Source organism: Delftia sp. GW456-R20 (genome assembly GCF_001622915.1).
GTDB lineage: Bacteria > Pseudomonadota > Gammaproteobacteria > Burkholderiales > Burkholderiaceae_C > Comamonas > Comamonas acidovorans.
In genome coordinates this window covers 1,202,312-1,220,695 of sequence record NZ_LWCN01000004.1, presented here as the reverse complement: position 1 = coordinate 1,220,695, position 18,384 = coordinate 1,202,312, and the positions used below count along the sequence as shown (strand labels likewise).

Below are 18,384 nucleotides of genomic sequence, written 5' to 3'. Positions count from 1 at the left end.
TGTTGACACCGGGGTGCTATCAACCTATAAATCAATTAAAGAAGATAAATTTTTTGCCGCTTTAATATCTCACAATAAAGCTATTATTGTGGAGCACACTGAGCCGTCGAAAGAGCTACAAATGCCTTGTTATTTGCTGACAGCCGTTGGTCGTCAAGTGCTTGGGCTTGGATCATTTGAGCCCGACCTAGATTACTTGCGTGTAGTGGGAAGAAATTTTGTGGAGCAAGGGTTTACTGTAAAAATCGCAGATTGGGTGGGCATGCCGGGTGGCGGGGGAAATACTTTAATGCCAAATTATTAGATTAGGTTTGATATGTAAATGGAAATCCCGCTATGTAAGATAGCGGGATTTTTTAATCATAGTATCTAACTGGTGTCTCTGGTGTCTGTGCGATCAGTCAGAATTGGTCTGCTTAGAATGCGCAGGAAGCCTTTGCCTTGAAGGAAGTTGCGGTAGCAGTTGACGGCGACGGCTTGGGCTTCCCGAGCCACGTCTTTGCCTGCCGCTATGATTTGGCCATCATCCGAGATGATGGCCAAGCGCCCGGGTTTGCCGTTGATACTGACGGTCAGCCCCTCATGACTTACTGCGCTGATTTGCACGCCGTCGATGGCGCCAGTGGGTTGTGTGCCGATCATGCGGGTGCCTCCTCTCGGCTCTTGCGATACGGTTTGGTTTTGCTCAGGTCCACGTCGGTTTGCAGCATCTCTCCACCGCTGCTCTCTGTACGAGCGATCAGCCTGCGCGTCACTTCTTGGATCTCATGAGCCGTCAACTGCTGCAACTGGAATTCATGCAGGTCAATCGCGGTGGTGAGAGCGTCCAGCTCGTAGAAGTGCACGGCGCTGGGATGCCAAGCACCGCCGGCGCGGCAGCGGGCAAAGTAGGCTTCGCATGCGGCCTGGGCGCTGTTGAAATGTTCGGCCAAGCCGTGGACGATGCCCCCGCGTTCTATCTCCTGGGCCACATGGATAATGCTGTGCATGACGGTGGCGTGCACCTCAGTGGCTGTGCCGGCGCGGATCTGCGCAAAGCATTCGCGCACGGGGTCGATGATTGAGGCGATCTCTCTGCTTGTCAGCTTGGTGCCGTGGTGATTGATCACGGCAAAGGTGTCGGGACGACCCGCCCAGCGACTGCGGAAAGGTTTGCGGCGTCCGTTCATGCCAGGCTCTCCAGTTCCTTGGTATCGAAAATTGCAGCCTTGGCCACGGTGCCAGGCTTGCCCGAGAACTCCACTTTCCAGCCGTCTGCCGTGCATGCTCTGATCGTGCCTTCTCGCCAGCGATAGGCGCTGTCCGGATTGAGTACGCGCACGCGCTGGCCCACGATGGGGTCTGCTGTGTAGCGCTCCAGCTCCTCCGGCTCAAACCCTGTGCGCTGGCCCACGCCGGCACCAAATTCCACGATCAGTGACAGATCTCCGAGGCGCACTACGCCCACGCGGCCGCACTCTTTGCGTGGGCGCCCGGTTGTGCCCTTGAGGCCAGCTTTCACGCGCACCAGGTCGCCGCTGTGAAACTCGGGCGCCTGGCTGGTGGCTGCTTGATCTGCTGCCCCGGTGCCGGCGTCCGCACTGTCCTGGCCATTGTCAGCGGGGGCAGTCTGCGTGGGCGCAGACTGCTGCGTGTCAGGGAATTTGGCCTGGTCAACATCAGCGGCCGCAGGGGAGGGCGGCAGGCCCTGCGCAGCGTCAGCTGCGACTGGGCCTGCATCGTCGCCTTGCGCGGCTGCGGCCGCGCCTGATTCTTGGTCTTGGAGCGCGGCCGCGATAGCGGCCGAGGCTTCGTCGGCAGTCGTCTTCGGCTCGGCGCTCGCACGCGCAGCGGGGGATTTCTTGGCTTTGCCCTTCGCGCGACTCTCGCCAGCGCGCGCAGCGGGATCAAGGGGTAGATCTGCCTTCGGAGCGGCAGGTTTGACGGGGGCAATCTTCGGCAGATGCTTGTCGGCCGCTGCCATCTTGACCTCTTTGATTACAGCCTGCAGGCGCTCCTGCAGCACAGCGCCGGCCACCAGCATCAGGCCCTCATTCGGCGTGCCGTTGTAGGGGTTGTGCGTGGCGCGGCTGTCGCCCTGCATGATGCACAGGAGCTGCAGGAAATCGGGGTTGACGGTTTCCTTGGCGTACTCGATCAGCGCGGCATGGGCGCCCACGCGGTCGAAGCCGAGCACATCAGCAATGGCCTGTGCGTCGTCGGTCCCGAGGCTTTTGACGGAGCGCAGGGCGAGATAGCGATGCACATCAAGATTGAAGGCCGGGGGCTGTTCGGCATTGAGGGTGTTCCATGCGCGATCCAACAGGCCATCGCGCCATGCCTGTTCGAATTTGGCCTGTGCCTTCGCTTCGGCCTGGGCCTTCTTGGACTCGGAGAACTGCCGCGCTTCCTTGGCCACTTTCTCGGACGCCTTCGCTTGGCCGTCCACGATCTTCAGCAGGCGCAGCACCGTCTCATTGGGCAGGGCGTCAACAAGCTCGCCCTTGCGGCGTGGGTGTTCGACTTTGACCGGCTGGATGCCTTCGGTCTTCATCTGCGCGCCAATGATCTTGCGCAGCGGCTCGTCGGTGGGGCTGTCCTCGCTGTAGTCCAGGTGAGATAACCCTTCAATTTCTCGTTGTAGCCCTGAGTCTGCAGCTCTGCAGCTTCCTTTCCAATGAGGACGGTATGGCCCTTGTCTTTGGCCTCCTGTACCAAGCGGGCGGTATGCGCTTCGGCCTTGGCCTCATAACATGGCTTGTCAGTGCAGATGGCCGCAGGCACAACAGTGCCAGAGCCCAATACGGCTAATGGTGAAGTCGCATGGATCGCCAGTGGCAGCTATCCCATTGACGATCTGTGCACCTCAAATGGATCTGTCTACTCGTGCTTCCGGGCGCACTCGGGCCGCACGGTGCGTCTTGAGGCTGATCCTGGCTATTGGCTCCGCAAGGGGCCAACAGACCGGATGGCTCCTTTCGATGATTATTCGGCGACGAAATCTCGCGGCAAAGGGGCCATCACGTTCGTGCTGACCCCTGGTTGTGTGAATGGTGTGAGCGTGTATGGCCCTGAGGGGGCCACCTATTCGCTTGTCGTCCGAGAAGCCCGGGGGGGGGGCGCGGTGATACGGGAGGCGGTGATCCAAGACGCAAGCGTGCGCAAGTACATCGACCTGGACAACCCGGATTTGCCGGCAGGCCTGGCCATCCTGCAGGCGTGCCGGGCACGCAATTGATCCTGCTGCGATCCTCGACGCGCCGATCCAGCCGCACGAACTGTCCTGCCAGATGACACCCCACAACAAACCGCCTTCGGGCGGTTTTTTCATGCCCGGAGGAGGGCACATGGACAACAACTGGTTCGATCAAATTCGACCCAAAGTGCCGGGGATTCTCGGCAGTGCAGGAGCGCTTATGTGGATGCAAGGTACACGGCCGCGCAAGGCGGCAGTGCTGGTGCTCGGGATCGCAGCGAGGAACTACGGTACGCCTGACTTCGTGGTGACGACAGGCCTTTCCGAGGGGCTCGCCGGCTTCGTCGTCGGCATGTTCTCGATGACTACGGCCGACTGGGTGTTCCGGGCCTGGGATCAGTTCGCACTCGGGCCGTTGCTCAATGAATGGGTGCGCAAACGCCTGGGCCTGCCGCCAAAGGATGGGGGTGCTGTATGACTCCTCATTTCAGCCTGGCCGAACTCACGGCCCAGTGCCAGGGCCTGGACAACACGCTAACTCCCGAAGCCCTGCAGCGCCTGGCGCTCACGGCCGCGATGCTGGAGCGCGTAGGTGCGCACCTGGGCGTGCCCATCATCGTGACCAGCGGCTACAGCTCGCGCGCTGTAAATGCGGCCGTTGGCGGCGTCACAAGCAGCGACCACGCGATAGGCTCCGCCGTTGACATCGTGGCGCCGAAGTTCGGTGCGCCCTACGCCGTGGCCAAGACCCTGGCCCCGCACGTCAACGCGCTGAGCATCGGGCAGATCATCTATGAGAGCGTGGGAGGCAAGCACTGGGTGCACTTGTCCACACGCACGCCGGACAAGCCTGTCAACCGCGTGATCACCATCAGCGGCAAAAGCACGCTGGTGGGCATTCAGGAGGCGTAGATGCTTACCCTCCTCAAATCCCGCGCCTAGCGGCTTCTGGCCTTGGTGCTGGCATGGCAGAGCCGGGCGCACCAGCTTGCTCAGCGTGCGGTCGACAAGGCCCGCACCGACCTGGCGATGGAACGTGCGGCCGCCGCCGCACTGGTCGCTGAAACGTCAGAGCGCTATCGAAAACTGGAAAGCACCTACCGTAAAAACCTCGATACTATCGCCCGCGAGTCTGGCCGTGCACAAGCCCGCGGCTGCCGGACAGTGCGCGCCAGACACCGCAGCCCTCGATCTGCTCGCCGAGCTGCAGCGCCGCGCTGACGAGCGAGCGGGAGAATTGGCGCGCATTGCTGATGACGCCAGAAGTCGTGGTGAAGCCTGCGAGCGCACTCACGAAGCTGCAATTTCACTGATTGTGCTGGCGCACTGAGGTCTGTTTTATATATATTAATCAGAGTTGAATATTTATATTCATTTAAGAGGGAATTTTTTCTTTATAAAGATGGATATGGGTTTTTCGATAAACCTGAAGCTAAGATAAGAAATGGCTGCAATTCCTATAACGCTTAAAGCAATTGCATTTTTTTCATCAATCAACATTATTTTGGTGAATTCAATGGAAATTGATATTATTATTACATGAAACAGATATGTAGAATAAGACCAGTCGCCTAGGTGCTTAAAGAACTTTAGGCGCTTAAAATATTTCTCTTGAGTGATTATGGAAATGAAAATTAGCGCGCAAGGTATTCCATTTTTTACTGGATCGTGAGATGCTCCGCCCGCTGCGTGCAATAAATATATTCCAATAGAAAATAGAATGACTGATATTATTATGTTTATGTCCTTTGATTCGCTCTTTTCATAAAATGAGCCTATCAGTATTCCGATCATGAACTCATATATGATAGTGGATGAATAGAATTGAATATTTGGTATGAATTTTGCAGGTATGGTATTTATTAAAAATATTCCAATGAATATCATGGATATTAAGTTTTTCTTACCAAAAAATATGGCTAAGAAAAATATCAAATAGAATGCCGCCTCGAAATTTAGCGTCCATCCAACAGTAACCAGGGGGTAAATGCCAATCCCTGACGGGTTTGGTGATGGGATAAAAAGCAGACTTTTGAGGAAAAAGCTTAGTTCAAAAGCGGTGGACGGTATTAGTTTGGGCCAACTGATAACCAGTACTGCTGTAATTGCTGTGCAAATCCAGTAGATTGGTAATATTCTGGCTACTCGATGAACTGCAAAGGTCATCGCAGTTGTTGTATTATTTTTTGTGGCGAGATAAATTACAAAGCCACTTATTATGAAAAAGATATCTACACCAATTGCACCGTAGTTTGAGAGAAATGCCAGAGTTGGCGTTGCTTGGCTGAAGCCATGGACTATCTGTACATAGTGATGAGCTACTACAATCCAGGCGGCAATTGCTCGTAATATTTGAATGGAGTAAAGCACGATTTATTTATAGTCAATCCGAAGCATATTTTAAACTGTAGCTTTTGTGGATAAATGGTCGTTTTAGTGTCTCCAAAAATTCGCTGATTTTGAAATTTTGATTTTGAAGATTTTTATTACTCCCTGTTCACGAATTGTGTGGTTTCCTCGAATAAGTGTCTCTGTTGTGATTATAAAAGCGTTTCAACGGAGGATTGATATGATTGCTCCCCTGCAATCCAGTTGCCCTGCCGATCAATCGTAAGCATGCGGGCTGTGCCCCCTCGAGCGATCAGTACGAGGTCAATTTTGCAGGTGCGTTCGGAGCAATCAGGCTGAGGATTGACACCTCGCGCGTACACCACTATGCGCTCAAACGTGTCCGCCACTAGCTGGCGGGCCTGCAGTCTGGGCCCTATCTCCTGTGCCTCCACGCCGGTAGCCAGCGCGCGCCAAGCGGCATCGGCGCCAGCGATGTCTGTGCGCGTCGCGCCGGCCAGATCCAGTTCGGCCGCCTGCAGCCGGGCTTGAGCAGCGGCCAGGTCGACCTCCAGCTAGCGGGCGCGCCATGCGAACACTGCCGGCGTGCCCTCATCGGCGCTGGCCAGCATCGCGTCGGTGAGCTTGTCGAGCTGGGCGCTGATCTGGTCCACCTCCTGGCGTGCTGCAACCACCTGGGCGCGGGGCGCCTGGTTGCGGTCTGCCCCGTACAGCGCCTGCAAGTTCACGATGTCGCTGCAATAGGACATGATCGCGCGCTCAACAGGGGCCACGCTGGTGCTCCCTGACACTGGGCAGCCCCCGCCATAGGCGGCAGCCGAGGCGCAGAGCAGGCGCCGATTTCCGTCGCGTAGTCTCCCATCTGGCAGGCGATTCTTGGTCGCCAGGTGCTGGCCGGACATCGGGCGGCCGCAGTATCCGCAGATCGTGATACCGAGACCTGTGATGACATGCGGCAGATCCCCTTTGACCCGCCTGCGGCCGCTCTGCGCGGCGACGCGCTGCAACTCGGTCCACTCGTCTGCACTCAGTAGAGCAGGGTAGTAGCCGCGCAGCTGGTACTCCTCGCCATCGATGGCAATGGGCTTGATGCCTGCAAGCTGGGGCATCTTCAACAGGCGGTAGATCTGCGGCGTTCTCCGCCGATGTGCTGTAGAGCTTCAGTCCCTCGGCATCGAGGCGCTGCACAATGCCCTTGCTCCCATGGCCTTGGACATATAGCTGACCGGCCCGGCGCACGGCGGCCGCGCGGTCGGAGTCGATCTCCCGTCCGCCTTCTACCTCCTTGACCCATTCGGGTCATGTCCCTGGCGCACATGCCCCCGATACGTGCCGTTCTGCCACCCCTCGCACAAACGCCTGATGCTGGCCTTCACGCGCTTGCTCTTCGTGTCGCTTTCTTCGTGCGCGCGGATCATCACCAGCAGGCTGTAGACCAGATCCATGGGGTTTTCCTTCAGCCGTGCCCGGCTGTAGGCCTTTCCGTCGCTCGCTGTGACCACGGTGATGCCCGCATTTACAATCTGGGCCAGTTGCGCCTGAGCCTGGATGGGCTCTGCGCGAGAGAGGCGGTCCAGCCCCTCCACGATCAGCACAGATCTATGCGGTACACGCTCGTCCTCCACGGCCCGCAGGAACACCCCGAGCGCACCACTTTTGATGTGCTGCTGGTGGTAAGCGCTCAGGCCCTCGTCGCGAAGGGTCAGGCTGCTGTCAAGCTGCAGGCCGTGCTCAGAGGCCCATTTTTCCGCGTATGCCAGCTGCCTGTCCGTGCTGCTCCCCGTTGACTGCTTGGGGTCCGAGAACCGCAGGTAGCTATAGACAAGACCTTTAGAAGTTTTTCCCATGAATGAAACTGCTGTCAAAGTGGATCGGCTGCCCCGTATAGGTATGGTCTCCCTCGGGTGCCCCAAGGCACTCACGGACTCCGAACTCATCCTTACCCAGCTCAGCGCCGAGGGTTACCAGACCTCCAAGACCTTCGAGGGCGCTGACCTGGTGATCGTCAACACCTGCGGCTTCATCGATGACGCCGTGCGCGAGAGCCTGGACACCATTGGCGAGGCGCTGGCCGAGAACGGCAAGGTCATCGTCACGGGCTGCCTGGGCGCCAAGGCGGGCAAGGATGGCGGAAACCTGATCCAGGAAGTGCATCCCAGCGTGCTGGCCGTGACCGGTCCGCACGCCACGCAGGAGGTGATGAACGCCGTCCACACCCATCTGCCCAAGCCGCACGATCCCTTCATCGACCTGGTGCCGGGCGCCTTTGGCGAGGCGGGCATCAAGCTCACGCCCAGGCACTACGCCTACCTGAAGATCTCCGAAGGCTGCAACCACCGCTGCACCTTCTGCATCATCCCTTCCATGCGCGGCGATCTGGTTTCGCGTCCGGTGGGCGATGTGCTCAAGGAGGCGCGTGCGCTGTTCGAGGGCGGCGTCAAGGAGCTGCTGGTGATCAGCCAGGACACCTCGGCCTATGGCGTGGATGTGAAGTACCGCACGGGCTTCTGGGACGGCAAGCCGGTCAAGACGCGCATGCTCGAACTGGTGCAGACGCTGGCCGAGATCGCCGAGCCCTATGGCGCCTGGGTGCGCCTGCACTATGTCTACCCGTATCCCAGCGTGGACGAGATCATTCCGTTCATGGCCACGGGTCGCGTGCTGCCCTATCTGGACGTGCCCTTCCAGCACAGCCATCCCGATGTCTTGAAGCGCATGAAGCGCCCCGCCAACGGCGAGAGGAACCTGGAGCGCCTGCAGCGCTGGCGCGAGATCTGCCCGGATCTGGTGATCCGCTCCACCTTCATCGCGGGCTTCCCCGGCGAGACCGAGCAGGAGTTCGAGCACCTGCTGCAGTTCCTGCGCGAGGCGCAGATAGACCGCGCTGGCTGCTTTGCCTACAGCCCGGTCGAAGGCGCTGCCGCCAACGAGATTCCCGGCATGCTGCCCCTGGAAGTGCGTGAGGAGCGCCGTGCGCGCTTCATGGCCGTGGCCGAAGAGGTTTCCACTGCGCGCCTGCAAAAGCGCGTGGGCCAGACCATGCAGGTGCTGGTGGACAAGTCCGTGGGCCTGGGCAAGAAGGGTGGCGTGGGCCGCAGCTATGCCGATGCCCCCGAGATCGATGGCCTGGTGCACCTGCTGCCGCCCGAGAAGGCCAGCAAGACCTACAAGGTGGGCGACTTCGTGAAGGCGCGCATCGTGGGCACGCAGGGTCACGACCTGGTGGGCCAGCCCGTGTAAGGCCTGCATTCGCATCCCTGAAAAGCGGGCAAGGTTTTCCTTGCCCGTTTTTTTTGTCCTTGATGGTCCAAGGCCTGATTTTGATCAAGGCGTTCAGGTCGCTTCGCTGAAATGCTGTCCCTACTTTGACGCAAAGAAAGGATGGCGCGAATGAACAGGACCATGAAGGCCGCCGTGGTGCGGGAGTTTGGCAAGCCGCTCACCATCGAGGAAGTTCCGGTGCCCAGGCCCGATCCCGGCCATGTGCTGGTGAAGATCGAGGCCTGCGGCGTCTGCCATACCGACCTGCACGCGGCGCAGGGCGACTGGCCCGTCAAGCCCAATCCGCCTTTCATCCCCGGCCATGAAGGCGTGGGCTATGTGGCCGCCGTGGGTGCAGGCGTCACCCATGTGAAGGAGGGCGACCGCGTCGGCATTCCCTGGCTCTACACGGCCTGCGGCCATTGCGAGCATTGCCTGGGCGGCTGGGAGACGCTGTGCGAGCAGCAAAAGAACACCGGCTACTCGGTCAACGGCGGCTTTGCGCAGTACGCGCTGGCCGATGCCAATTTCGTGGGCCTGCTGCCGGGCAGCGTGGACCTCATCGAGATCGCTCCCGTGCTATGCGCGGGCGTCACCGTCTACAAGGGCCTGAAGGTCACCGACACCAAACCCGGCAACTGGGTGGTGATCTCGGGCATCGGCGGCCTGGGCCACATGGCCGTGCAATATGCCAAGGCCATGGGCCTGAATGTGGCAGCGGTGGACGTGGATGACGACAAGCTGGCGCTGGCCCGGCGCCTGGGCGCACAGGTCACGGTCAACGCCATGACCACGGACCCTGCGGCCTACCTGAAAAAGGAGATTGGCGGCGCACACGGCGCCCTGGTGACGGCGGTATCGCCCAAGGCCTTCGAGCAGGCGCTGGGCATGGTGCGGCGCGGCGGCACGGTGTCGCTCAACGGCCTGCCGCCCGGCAGCTTTCCGCTGCCCATCTTCAACATGGTGCTCAGCGGCGTGACGGTGCGCGGCTCCATCGTGGGCACGCGGCTGGACCTGCAGGAGTCGCTGGACTTCGCGGCCATGGGCAAGGTCAAGGCCACCGTGTCCACAGACCGGCTGGAGAACATCAACGACATCTTCGCGCGCATGCATGAAGGCAAGATCGAAGGGCGCGTGGTGCTGGACCTGAACGCCTGACGCCTTGCCCACCCCAAAAAACAGGCTTCCCTTGGGAAGCCTGTTTTGCATGGCGCATGCCTTACACCATCCGGCGGATGGGGCGCTTCTTCCAGACCAGCTTGTAGTAGGCGGTCTGCAGGCACAGCGTCAGGGTGTAGGACAGCGGAAGCGCCATCCAGATCCCCATCAGCCCGAAGCCGCGGCTCAGCCACCAGGCCATGGGCAGCTCCAGCACGGCGAGCACCGTGATGGTGATGGCCGTGGGAATGACCACATCGCCGCTGGCACGCATGATGGACGACAGGGCGATGAAGCAGCCCAGCAGCAGGCCGCTCCACAGCACGATGTACAGCAGCTCGATGGCCAGCACCAGCACCTGCTCGTCGGTGATGAACATGCCCAGCAGCGGCCGTGCGAACAGGCTGCCGATCAGGGCCAGGGCGGCGCCCAATGCCAGGTTCATGCGGATGGCCGTGGCCGTGATGGCTCCCAGGCGCTCGCTGCGTCCCGCGCCGATGGCCTGGGCTCCGAGGATGGAGGCCGTGATGGCGACCGAGATCACGGGAAACTGCGCAAACGAGTTGATCTGGTTGACCGCGCCATAGGCGGCCGTGGCGCTGGAGCCGAAGCCGTTGACCAGCGACACGACGACCAGCCCGGCCATGGACGAGGCAATCATCTGCACGCCCGTGGGAATGCCCACGCGCAGGATGCTCTTGAGCAGGGTCCGGTCAATGCGCATCGCCTTCCACAGCGCGGCATTGGGCGCCAGCGGGCTGCCGATGCGGCGCAGCCGCCAGCCCAGCCAGGCCAGCGCCAGGGTGAAGCCCAGGATCATGGATACACCTGCGCTGGCCACGCCCAGGCGCGGCAGGCCGGCCCAGCCCGCGATCAGCGCCGGGGTGCAGGCCAGGCCCGTGCCCGTGGAGATCAGCAGGGCCAGCATGGGCGAGACCGTGTCGCCCACGCCGCGCAGCAGCGAGGTGGCCAGCAGGAACACGAACAGCCCCGGCATGCCCAGCAGCACGATGCGCGAGTACAGCGTGGCCTGCTCCATGATGTCGGGCGGCGTGCCCAGCAACCGCATCAGCGGCTCGGTGAACAGCCCGCCGAACAGGGCCACGATGGCGCCGAACAGCAGTCCTATGCACATGGCCGTGCCCGCAATCGCGCGCAGCTTGTCATGCATGCGCGCGCCGTAGGCCTGGCCGATCAGCACCGAGGAGCCCGCGCCCAGGCCGATCACGAAGGCGATGAAGAGGAACATCACCGGAAAAAAGGCCGCGACGGCGGCCAGCGCCTGCACACCCAGCATCTGGCCGATGAAGACGCTGTTGATGGTGCCCGACAGCGATTGCAGTATGTTGGCCAGCACCATGGGGCCCAGGAACACCAGAAAGGTGCGCCACAACGGCTGGCTGCCGGCAATGGGCGGCCCGCCGTGGCTGGATGCGGCAGGCGCGGCGGCCTGGGGCAGGGGTTCGGTTGGTTTCGTCATGTTGTGTCTGGTAATGCGACGAGAAAAGCAGTGAGGTCGGGCCGTTTCAGGTCTTCAGTCCTGGGCTGGCGCCGCAGGTGAGCCCGCCCACACGGGGCCGCCCAGTTGCTGCAGATAGCTTCGCACATCCTTGGGCCAGGCGGCGGTGTGCTGTGCAAAGGCTTCGGCCTGGCGTGCAAACAGGGCGCGGCTGGCGTCCTCGAAATGGGGCAGGTCGCCCGCCATCTCGCTCATGAAGCGGTAGACGGCTTCGGTGGCGGCGCGCACGGCATCCTGTGCGGCGTGCTTGCCGCGCGCCTCGTCCACCAGCCTGCGCAGTGCGCCGGAGGCGCCGCCGGGCTGGCGGTTGAGCCATTCCCAGTGGCGCGGCAGCAAGGTGACTTCGCGTGCCACCACGCCCAGCTTGGGGCGGCCCACGCTGCGCGGGGCGGCGGCTTGACCGGGTGCGGGCGATGCGGCCAGTTCGCTGCGCCAGTCCAGGTCCAGCCGCATGCCGCTGTGGTCGTCGAAAACCCACAACGGCGGTGCCGATCCACTGCCCTGCGCCTGTTGTTCATGGCTTTGCAGGAACTGCAGGACGGCAGGCCTGTCCCCCTGGAGCAGACGGCCATGGCCCTGGAAGATGGTGTAGCTGGGTGCGGGCTCGGCGCCCGCCATGCAAGAGTCGGTAGTCATGCGGAGGATATTAGCCGGGTAAAATTCGCAAGTCAATTAAATCCGGGTAAATATCTGCGTGGATACCGCGCGCCCAAAGAAAAAGCCCCTGGCAGAGACTGCCAGGGGCTTCGCAGAGGGAACTGCAGGCGTTGTTTAGACGCGCTTGCGGTACTCGCCCGTGCGGGTGTCGATTTCGATCTTGTCGCCCTGGCTCACGAACAGAGGCACGGGCACTTCGAAGCCGGTGGCAATCTTGGCAGGCTTGAGCACCTTGCCCGATGTGTCGCCCTTGACGGCGGGTTCGGTCCAGGTGATTTCGCGTTCCACGGAAGTGGGCAGTTCGCAGGAGATGGCCTTGCCGTCGTAGAACACGACTTCGGCTTCCATGCCGTCTTCCAGGTAGTTGATGGCGTCACCCATGTTGGTGGCTTCCACTTCGTACTGGTTGAAGTCGGCATCCATCCACACGTACATCGGATCGGCGAAGTAGGAGTAGGTGCACTCCTTCTTGTCCAGGATCACGTTGTCGATCTTGTCGTCGGCCTTGAAGACGACTTCGGTGCCCATGTTGCCCAGCAGGGACTTGAGCTTCATGCGGACGGTGGCGGCGCCGCGGCCACCGCGAGCGTATTCGGTCTTCAGGACGATCATCGGGTCCTTGCCGTGCATGATCACGTTGCCGGCGCGGATTTCTTGAGCGATTTTCATAGCTTGCTTGGCTGAGGTTGAGCCGCTCAACAGGGCAGGCAAGCGAAGTCGCTGGGACGGTGCGCCTGCCGCAGTTCCGCGGCGGGTGCAACCCTGGTTGGTCGATGGCGGCCGGCTGGCGGTCGCCCGCAGCGGCGCCTCCAGGGAGGCAAAACGTGCATTCTAGCTTTTTTCGGTCACGAAAGCTTGTAGCTGCTCAATCAATGGGGTCTGTTGCAGCAGCCGCAGGCGTGCCGCCTGCACGCATTCCTGCCATTGCTGCAGCAGCGCAGGCGTGATTGCGGGCAGGGTGCTTGCCGGTGCCATGCCGTTCCAGGCATGGTGGAAGGCGCGCAGGCTGGCCGGTGCCTGCAGCCAGTCAAGAAAGGCGTCGAGCTTGTCGTGATGGGCGTCGTCGTGCTGAGGATAGATGTGCCAGACCAGCGGCTGGCCCGCCCACAGCGCGCGTACCAGCGAATCCTCGCCGCGCACCAGGTTCAGGTCGCAGGCCCAGAGCATTTCGTCGAACTGAGGTTGGGGGCAGGGCTGCAGCGCATGCCGGGTCACCGCGCCTTGTTCCGTGGCGGGCACGCTGGTCATGGCCTGTTGCACGGCGGCGGCTGCGCGCCCCGGGGTCACCAGCAAATGCGTGGCCTGCGGCGCAGGGGGCGCTGCATGCAGTTGGGCCAGCCATTGAGGCAGGGCAGGGGGCTCGTAGCAGAACAGCGAGATGGCGCAATCGCCGGTGCCTATGCCGTGGCGTGTGCGCCAGGCCTGCCGGCCCTCGGAAGCAAAAGCCGCCTGGCGCGCGGCCAGGTCCGGCTCGCGCAGCAGGCCGCCCGTGGCGGCCGTGAAGCCCGGGTAGAAGAACCAGCGCGTCAGTCCCGCAGCCGGCCCCGACATCAGCGGCGAGGGCAGGCGGTGGCAGCGCTCCACATAGTCCTCTGCCGACAGGTATTCGAGGTTGATCCACAGCGGTGACCGGCGCGCGATGGCCGCCAGAAAGGGCGGCGGGATCTCGCAGCCGAAGGCCTCGATGACTACATCGCCCACGGCCTGAGGGACATCCTGCGCCTGCGTGGGCCAGCCGTGCACGCTGAGCCCGGCCGGGTGGGGCGGGGGTGCCATCCAGGCCAGGGCGCTGGCGTCGTCCATCCACAGCCGCACGCGCTGGCCGCGTGAAGCCAGGTCGGCCGCCGCGCGCCAGCACACGCCGATGTCGCCAAAGTTGTCTATGACCTGGCAGAAGATGTCCCAGGTCCGTGCAACGGCCTGCTCTGGCAGAGGGGCCGGGGGGATGGGTTTGAAGGCAGGCATGGGGATCAGGGTTCGCACAGGTGTTCGACCAGCAACTGCGCCACGGGCGGCAGTGCCTCTTGCGAGCGCACGCACAGCATCAGCTGGCGCTCGGCCCAGGGCTCGTCCAGCGCAATGCAGCGCAGCGGCAGGGCGCCCAGGTACAGGCGTGCGCTGCCTTCGGGCAGGATGCCGACGCCCAGGCCCGAGGCCACCATCAGGCACAGCGCGTCATAGCCCGTGACCTTCATGCGCAGCCGGGGCTGCAGGCCCAGGTCGGCCGCGGCGCGCGTGATCTGGTGGTTGAGCGCGCTGCCGGCGTGCATGCCCACCAGGTCATGGTCCAGCACCTGGGCCAGCCGCAGCGAGCGCCGCCGTACCAGCGCATGGCCCTGGGGCACGATGACGATGAGGCGATCGCGCCGGTAGGGGCGCAGGCGGATCTTCTCTCCGTAGCTGCCCTGGTTGAGGATGCCGATGTCGGCCTCGTTGTCGGCCACGGCGCGCGCGATGTCGCTGCTCACCCGCTCCTGCAGGCGCACGTCCACATGCGGGTGCTGGTCCAGGAAGCGCTGCAGCTGGGAGGGCAGGAACTGCGTGATGGCCGAGATGTTGGCCATCACGCGCACATGGCCGCGCAGGCCGCTGCCGTACTCGCGCATCTGCTCGCCGATGCCGTCCAGGTCGTTGAGCACGCCGCGCGCCATATTCAGCAGTGCATAGGCGGCGGCCGTGGGCACGCTGCCGCGGTTGCTGCGGGTGAACAGCTCCACCTGCAGTTGGCTTTCCAGCTCAGCCAGCCGCCGGCTGGCGGCCGAGGGGGCGATGTGTTCACGTGCGGCGGCGCGGGCGATGGCGCTTTCCTCCATCACGGCCACGAACAGGCGCAGCGAAATCGGGTCGAGTTTCATGGGGTGGCGATTATCTCCCGGCCCCGCCCGGCTGGGTTCTGCCATGCCGGTTTGCGATGGCAGCGTCGCGCTTGAGCGTTTTGCAGCGCGCGCGGACGGCGGCAAGATCGGCGCCGCGGCAATGCCATCGGAGGCTGGCCGCAGGAGACAAAGAGGAAGCGCTAACCCATGACACAACAGACAAGGCAGGCACCCACACCCGGCGCGCTCAATGGCGTGCGCGTGGTCGAGATGGGGCAATTGATCGCAGGGCCGTTCTGCGGCAAGACGCTGGGCGAGTTCGGCGCCGACGTGGTCAAGATCGAGGCGCCGGGCGCGGGCGATCCCCTGCGCAACTGGCGCCTGATCAAGAACGGCACCTCGGTCTGGTGGCAGGTGCAGTCGCGCAACAAGCGTTCGGTGGCGCTGGACCTGCGCCAGCAGGAGGGCCAGGACATCGCGCGGCGCCTGATCGCCGAGGCCGATGTGCTGGTCGAGAACTTCCGCCCCGGCACGCTGGAAGGCTGGGGCATGTCGCCCGAGGAGCTCCATGCGCTCAACCCCGGCCTGGTCATCCTGCGCATCTCGGGCTACGGCCAGACCGGCCCCTACCGCGACCTGCCGGGCTTTGGCGTGATCGGCGAGGCCATGGGCGGCCTGCGCCACCTGACGGCCGAGCCGGGCCGCGTGCCGGTGCGCGTTGGCGTCTCGATTGGCGACACGCTGGCCGCGCTGCATGGCGTGATCGGCGTGATGATGGCCCTGTACCACCGCAAGGTGAACGGCGGTGCCGGCCAGGTCATCGACGTGGCGCTGCACGAGGCCGTCTTCAACGTCATGGAAAGCCTGCTGCCCGAATACAGCGCATTTGGTGCCGTGCGCGAGGCGGCGGGCAGCGCGCTGCCGGGCATTGCGCCGTCCAACGCCTATCCCTGCCAGGACGGGTGGGTGCTGGTGGCCGGCAATGGCGACTCCATCTTCAAGCGCCTGATGGCCACCATCGGCCGCCAGGACCTGGCCGACGATCCGCAATTGGCCGACAACGCGGGCCGCGTGGCGCGCATCGCCGAGATCGACGCCGTCATCGGCGGCTGGACGCGCTCGCAGAGCGTGCAGGCGGTGATGGACCAATTGGCCGCCGCGCGCGTGCCGGCCGGCAAGGTCTACACGGCCAAGGACATTGCCGAGGACCCGCACTACCGCGCCCGCGACATGATCCTCAGCCAGCACACGCGCGACGGCGACGACATCGAGGTGCCGGGCATCGTCCCCAAGCTCTCGCTCACGCCCGGCACTGTGCGCAGCAGTGCGCCCCATGTGGGCGATGACACCGATGCCGTGCTGGCCGAGGCCGGCCTCACGGCCCAACAGATTGCGCTGCTGCGCAGCAAGGGAGTGATCCAATGAATGCCGTCCACCCCACGGATGTCTGGCAGGGCGCGGGCCGCCGCGTCTTCTTCAACGAGGTCGGCACGCGCGACGGGCTGCAGATGGAGCAGGCCTTTGTCCCCACCGAGGACAAGATCGCCCTGGTCAATGCGCTGTCGCAGGCCGGCCTGTCCAAGATCGAGGTCACGGCCTTTGTCTCGCCCACGGCCATTCCCGCGCTGCGCGATGGCGAGATCGTCATGCGTGAGATAGAACGCCGGCCCGGCACCGTCTACACGGCCCTGGTGCCCAATGCCCGCGGCGCCGAGCGCGCCATCGAGGCGCGCACGGACGAGCTCAACCTGGTCATGTCGGTCAGCGAGACGCACAACCTGTGCAACCTGCGCATGCAGCGCAGCCAGTCGTTCGCGGCGCTGGCCCAGGTCGTGGCCACGGCGCAGCAGGCGGGCGTGCCGGTCAACGTCTCGCTGTCGTGCTGCTTTGGCTGCCCCATGGAGGGCGAGGTGCCGCAACAGGAAGTCTTCGACTGGGTGCAGCGCTTTGCCGACCTGGGCGTGCAGGGCATCACGCTGTGCGACACCACGGGCATGGCCTTCCCGACTCAGGTGCGTGCCATGGTGGCCGCCTTCCGGCAGCGCTGGCCGCAGCTGGGACTGACCCTGCACTTCCACAACACACGCGGCATGGCCCTGGGCAATGTGCTGGCCTCCATCGAGGCGGGCGGCGACCGCTTCGACGCCTCCATCGGCGGCCTGGGCGGCTGCCCCTACGCGCCCGGCGCATCGGGCAATGCCTGCACTGAGGACATCGTCCACGCGCTGCAGCTCATGGGCTACGACACCGGCGTGGACCTGGCGCAGATCGTCGCGGCCGCGCGCAGCCTGCCCGCGCTGATCGGCCATGACACGGCCAGCCAGATCGCCAAGGCCGGTGCCCGGCTGGACCTGCACCAGCCACCAGCCGACTTTGCAGCCATCCGCGAACGGGCTTTGGCCAAGGGCTGAGGCCGGCGCGCATTCTCATTCACAAGAACCGAGCAAACCAAGGAGACAAAGATGAAGAAGATTCAACGCAGACAGATCGCAGCCGTGGCCATGGCCATCGCAGGGCTGGGCCTGGGCGGCACAGCCGCGCTGGCCCAGGGCGGCTACCCCGCCAAGACCATCACCATGATCGTGCCGGCCGCAGCCGGTGGCACCACCGACCTGGCGGCGCGCATGGCGGCCCAGGCCCTGGCGCCCGTCATCGGCCAGTCGGTGGTGGTGGACAACAAGGGCGGCGGCAACGGCTCCATCGCAGCCAGCCTGGTCAAGCGTGCCGAGGCCGATGGCTACACCCTGCTCATGCAGTACTCGGGCTATCACGTCATCTCGCCCCACCTGACCAAGGCCCGCATCTGGGAGCAGGGCGACTTCCAGCCCGTGGCCAATGTGCTGTCGGCGCCGCAGATCATCGTGGTGCGGTCCGAGCTGCCCGTGAAGACGCTGGCCGAACTCGTGGCCTATGCCAAGGCCAACCCCGGCAAGCTGAACTACGCCTCGTCGGGCAATGGCTCGCTGCAGCACGTGACGGGCGCCATGCTGGAGCAGCAGGCCGGCATCAAGATGGTCCACGTCCCCTACAAGGGCACCGGCCCCGCGCTGCAGGACCTGCTGGGCGGCCAGGTGGACCTGACCTTCGGCACGGCGCCGCCCTTCATGCCCCACGTGCAAAGCGGCAAGCTGCGCGTGCTGGCCGTCACCGGCACGCAGCGCCTGCCCAGCCTGCCTGATGCGCCCACCACGGCCGAGGCCGGCTATGCGGGCGTCAACGCCACCTCCTGGTTTGCCGTGTTCGCGCCCGCCGCCACGCCCAAGCCCGTGATCGACAAGCTCACGGCCGACCTCAAGAAGGTGGTGGAGAACCCGGCCTTCAAGCAAAAGGCACAGGAGCAGGGCGCCACGGCGGACTACATGAGCCCGCAGCAGCTGGGCGCCATGGTCAAGACCGAGTGGTCCAACTGGGCCCAGGTGGTCAAGTCCTCGAAGATCGAGGCCGAGTAA

The 18,384-nt window shown here is 63.3% G+C and carries 21 protein-coding genes; 10 read left to right on the top strand and 11 right to left on the bottom strand.

Translation table 11 applies throughout. From position 1 onward, the window contains the following. Window positions 1-13 precede the first annotated feature (13 nt). Window positions 14-304 carry a hypothetical protein gene (locus A4F85_RS30545; protein WP_156517005.1) on the top strand — a complete coding sequence of 97 codons (291 nt, stop codon included), beginning with the start codon at window positions 14-16 and terminating at the stop codon, window positions 302-304. A 65-nt stretch (window positions 305-369) separates the two neighbouring features. Here A4F85_RS30545 and A4F85_RS29575 read toward each other — a convergent pair whose 3' ends face one another. Genes A4F85_RS29575 through A4F85_RS10820 form a run of 3 tightly spaced genes read right to left on the bottom strand, consistent with a single transcriptional unit; the run spans window position 370 to window position 2,533 of the window. Continuing rightward, on the bottom strand, window positions 370-642 hold the full coding sequence (locus tag A4F85_RS29575) for a hypothetical protein (RefSeq protein WP_082848183.1): 273 nt from the start codon (window positions 640-642) through the stop codon (window positions 370-372). Next, a complete protein-coding gene (locus A4F85_RS10825; protein ID WP_063326581.1) occupies window positions 639-1,169 on the bottom strand; it encodes a hypothetical protein in 531 nt (176 codons plus the stop codon). Before A4F85_RS10825 ends, A4F85_RS29575 begins: the two co-directional genes overlap by 4 nt. Continuing rightward, entirely contained in the window at window positions 1,166-2,533 is a 1,368-nt protein-coding gene (locus tag A4F85_RS10820; RefSeq protein WP_063326580.1) for a hypothetical protein, read from the bottom strand. Before A4F85_RS10820 ends, A4F85_RS10825 begins: the two co-directional genes overlap by 4 nt. 414 nt (window positions 2,534-2,947) lie before the next feature. On the opposite strand from A4F85_RS10820, the gene A4F85_RS30540 reads away from it, so the two are divergent. The 4 genes from A4F85_RS30540 to A4F85_RS31310 all read left to right on the top strand — a co-directional run bounded on the left by A4F85_RS30540 (window position 2,948) and on the right by A4F85_RS31310 (window position 4,505). Beyond that, a complete protein-coding gene (locus A4F85_RS30540) occupies window positions 2,948-3,217 on the top strand; it encodes a hypothetical protein (protein ID WP_156517004.1) in 270 nt (89 codons plus the stop codon). Window positions 3,218-3,326: 109 nt separating this feature from the next. After that, window positions 3,327-3,653: a hypothetical protein gene (locus A4F85_RS10815; RefSeq protein WP_156517003.1), complete on the top strand. Its 327-nt coding sequence runs from the start codon at window positions 3,327-3,329 to the stop codon at window positions 3,651-3,653. Then, complete coding sequence (locus A4F85_RS10810; RefSeq protein ID WP_063326578.1) at window positions 3,650-4,087, top strand: D-Ala-D-Ala carboxypeptidase family metallohydrolase; 438 nt, start codon at window positions 3,650-3,652, stop codon at window positions 4,085-4,087. The genes A4F85_RS10815 and A4F85_RS10810 overlap by 4 nt, the downstream gene beginning before the upstream one ends. Before the next feature lie 85 nt (window positions 4,088-4,172). Beyond that, a complete protein-coding gene (locus A4F85_RS31310) occupies window positions 4,173-4,505 on the top strand; it encodes a DUF2514 family protein (RefSeq protein WP_331710734.1) in 333 nt (110 codons plus the stop codon). A gap of 41 nt (window positions 4,506-4,546) precedes the next feature. Here A4F85_RS31310 and A4F85_RS29565 read toward each other — a convergent pair whose 3' ends face one another. The 3 genes from A4F85_RS29565 to A4F85_RS31300 form a co-directional block, all read right to left on the bottom strand. Then, the gene (locus tag A4F85_RS29565; protein WP_197485480.1) at window positions 4,547-5,545 is read right to left on the bottom strand and encodes an acyltransferase family protein; all 999 of its coding nucleotides are present in this window, start codon (window positions 5,543-5,545) and stop codon (window positions 4,547-4,549) included. Between the two features lie 533 nt (window positions 5,546-6,078). Beyond that, window positions 6,079-6,633, bottom strand: coding sequence for a zinc ribbon domain-containing protein (locus A4F85_RS31305; protein WP_331710733.1), 555 nt, complete (start codon window positions 6,631-6,633; stop codon window positions 6,079-6,081). A gap of 168 nt (window positions 6,634-6,801) precedes the next feature. Beyond that, window positions 6,802-7,371 carry a recombinase family protein gene (locus A4F85_RS31300; protein ID WP_331710724.1) on the bottom strand — a complete coding sequence of 190 codons (570 nt, stop codon included), beginning with the start codon at window positions 7,369-7,371 and terminating at the stop codon, window positions 6,802-6,804. Between A4F85_RS31300 and rimO the strand changes: the two genes are divergently transcribed. Continuing rightward, a complete protein-coding gene (gene rimO, locus A4F85_RS10800) occupies window positions 7,370-8,764 on the top strand; it encodes a 30S ribosomal protein S12 methylthiotransferase RimO (RefSeq protein ID WP_013803131.1) in 1,395 nt (464 codons plus the stop codon). The genes A4F85_RS31300 and rimO overlap by 2 nt on opposite strands. Before the next feature lie 150 nt (window positions 8,765-8,914). Beyond that, complete coding sequence (adhP, locus tag A4F85_RS10795; protein ID WP_012204716.1) at window positions 8,915-9,943, top strand: alcohol dehydrogenase AdhP; 1,029 nt, start codon at window positions 8,915-8,917, stop codon at window positions 9,941-9,943. 61 nt (window positions 9,944-10,004) lie between these two features. Here adhP and A4F85_RS10790 read toward each other — a convergent pair whose 3' ends face one another. From A4F85_RS10790 to A4F85_RS10770, 5 genes are all read right to left on the bottom strand, one after another. Further along, entirely contained in the window at window positions 10,005-11,423 is a 1,419-nt protein-coding gene (locus A4F85_RS10790) for an MATE family efflux transporter (RefSeq protein WP_063326577.1), read from the bottom strand. 54 nt (window positions 11,424-11,477) lie between these two features. Next, window positions 11,478-12,080 carry a DUF2239 family protein gene (locus tag A4F85_RS10785; protein ID WP_063326576.1) on the bottom strand — a complete coding sequence of 201 codons (603 nt, stop codon included), beginning with the start codon at window positions 12,078-12,080 and terminating at the stop codon, window positions 11,478-11,480. Window positions 12,081-12,233: 153 nt separating this feature from the next. Then, the gene (gene efp, locus A4F85_RS10780) at window positions 12,234-12,788 is read right to left on the bottom strand and encodes an elongation factor P (RefSeq protein WP_012204719.1); all 555 of its coding nucleotides are present in this window, start codon (window positions 12,786-12,788) and stop codon (window positions 12,234-12,236) included. A gap of 162 nt (window positions 12,789-12,950) precedes the next feature. Then, window positions 12,951-14,084 (bottom strand): elongation factor P maturation arginine rhamnosyltransferase EarP, encoded by a 1,134-nt coding sequence (earP, locus tag A4F85_RS10775; protein ID WP_063326575.1) that lies wholly within the window; start codon window positions 14,082-14,084, stop codon window positions 12,951-12,953. Window positions 14,085-14,089: 5 nt separating this feature from the next. Continuing rightward, window positions 14,090-14,974, bottom strand: a complete 885-nt coding sequence (locus A4F85_RS10770; RefSeq protein ID WP_012204721.1) for a LysR family transcriptional regulator — start codon at window positions 14,972-14,974, stop codon at window positions 14,090-14,092. Window positions 14,975-15,142: 168 nt separating this feature from the next. On the opposite strand from A4F85_RS10770, the gene A4F85_RS10765 reads away from it, so the two are divergent. Genes A4F85_RS10765 through A4F85_RS10755 form a run of 3 tightly spaced genes read left to right on the top strand, consistent with a single transcriptional unit; the run spans window position 15,143 to window position 18,384 of the window. Then, window positions 15,143-16,360: a CaiB/BaiF CoA transferase family protein gene (locus A4F85_RS10765; RefSeq protein WP_013803127.1), complete on the top strand. Its 1,218-nt coding sequence runs from the start codon at window positions 15,143-15,145 to the stop codon at window positions 16,358-16,360. After that, a complete protein-coding gene (locus tag A4F85_RS10760; protein ID WP_063326574.1) occupies window positions 16,357-17,346 on the top strand; it encodes a hydroxymethylglutaryl-CoA lyase in 990 nt (329 codons plus the stop codon). The genes A4F85_RS10765 and A4F85_RS10760 overlap by 4 nt, the downstream gene beginning before the upstream one ends. Before the next feature lie 51 nt (window positions 17,347-17,397). Next, window positions 17,398-18,384, top strand: a complete 987-nt coding sequence (locus tag A4F85_RS10755) for a Bug family tripartite tricarboxylate transporter substrate binding protein (RefSeq protein ID WP_043823497.1) — start codon at window positions 17,398-17,400, stop codon at window positions 18,382-18,384.

What these genes read in the sequence shown, in the direction of transcription:
- A4F85_RS10810 (WP_063326578.1), top strand. Translation starts at nt 3,650, where the DNA reads ATGACTCCTCATTTCAGCCTGGCCGAACTCACGGCCCAGTGCCAGGGC.
- efp (WP_012204719.1), bottom strand. Translation starts at nt 12,788, where the DNA reads ATGAAAATCGCTCAAGAAATCCGCGCCGGCAACGTGATCATGCACGGC.
- A4F85_RS10770 (WP_012204721.1), bottom strand. Translation starts at nt 14,974, where the DNA reads ATGAAACTCGACCCGATTTCGCTGCGCCTGTTCGTGGCCGTGATGGAG.
- A4F85_RS10790 (WP_063326577.1), bottom strand. Translation starts at nt 11,423, where the DNA reads ATGACGAAACCAACCGAACCCCTGCCCCAGGCCGCCGCGCCTGCCGCA.
- A4F85_RS10785 (WP_063326576.1), bottom strand. Translation starts at nt 12,080, where the DNA reads ATGGCGGGCGCCGAGCCCGCACCCAGCTACACCATCTTCCAGGGCCAT.
- A4F85_RS10760 (WP_063326574.1), top strand. Translation starts at nt 16,357, where the DNA reads ATGAATGCCGTCCACCCCACGGATGTCTGGCAGGGCGCGGGCCGCCGC.
- A4F85_RS29575 (WP_082848183.1), bottom strand. Translation starts at nt 642, where the DNA reads ATGATCGGCACACAACCCACTGGCGCCATCGACGGCGTGCAAATCAGC.
- A4F85_RS30540 (WP_156517004.1), top strand. Translation starts at nt 2,948, where the DNA reads ATGGCTCCTTTCGATGATTATTCGGCGACGAAATCTCGCGGCAAAGGG.
- A4F85_RS10815 (WP_156517003.1), top strand. Translation starts at nt 3,327, where the DNA reads ATGGACAACAACTGGTTCGATCAAATTCGACCCAAAGTGCCGGGGATT.
- A4F85_RS10825 (WP_063326581.1), bottom strand. Translation starts at nt 1,169, where the DNA reads ATGAACGGACGCCGCAAACCTTTCCGCAGTCGCTGGGCGGGTCGTCCC.
- rimO (WP_013803131.1), top strand. Translation starts at nt 7,370, where the DNA reads ATGAATGAAACTGCTGTCAAAGTGGATCGGCTGCCCCGTATAGGTATG.
- adhP (WP_012204716.1), top strand. Translation starts at nt 8,915, where the DNA reads ATGAACAGGACCATGAAGGCCGCCGTGGTGCGGGAGTTTGGCAAGCCG.
- A4F85_RS10820 (WP_063326580.1), bottom strand. Translation starts at nt 2,533, where the DNA reads ATGAAGACCGAAGGCATCCAGCCGGTCAAAGTCGAACACCCACGCCGC.
- earP (WP_063326575.1), bottom strand. Translation starts at nt 14,084, where the DNA reads ATGCCTGCCTTCAAACCCATCCCCCCGGCCCCTCTGCCAGAGCAGGCC.
- A4F85_RS10755 (WP_043823497.1), top strand. Translation starts at nt 17,398, where the DNA reads ATGAAGAAGATTCAACGCAGACAGATCGCAGCCGTGGCCATGGCCATC.
- A4F85_RS31300 (WP_331710724.1), bottom strand. Translation starts at nt 7,371, where the DNA reads ATGGGAAAAACTTCTAAAGGTCTTGTCTATAGCTACCTGCGGTTCTCG.
- A4F85_RS10765 (WP_013803127.1), top strand. Translation starts at nt 15,143, where the DNA reads ATGACACAACAGACAAGGCAGGCACCCACACCCGGCGCGCTCAATGGC.
- A4F85_RS31305 (WP_331710733.1), bottom strand. Translation starts at nt 6,633, where the DNA reads ATGCCCCAGCTTGCAGGCATCAAGCCCATTGCCATCGATGGCGAGGAG.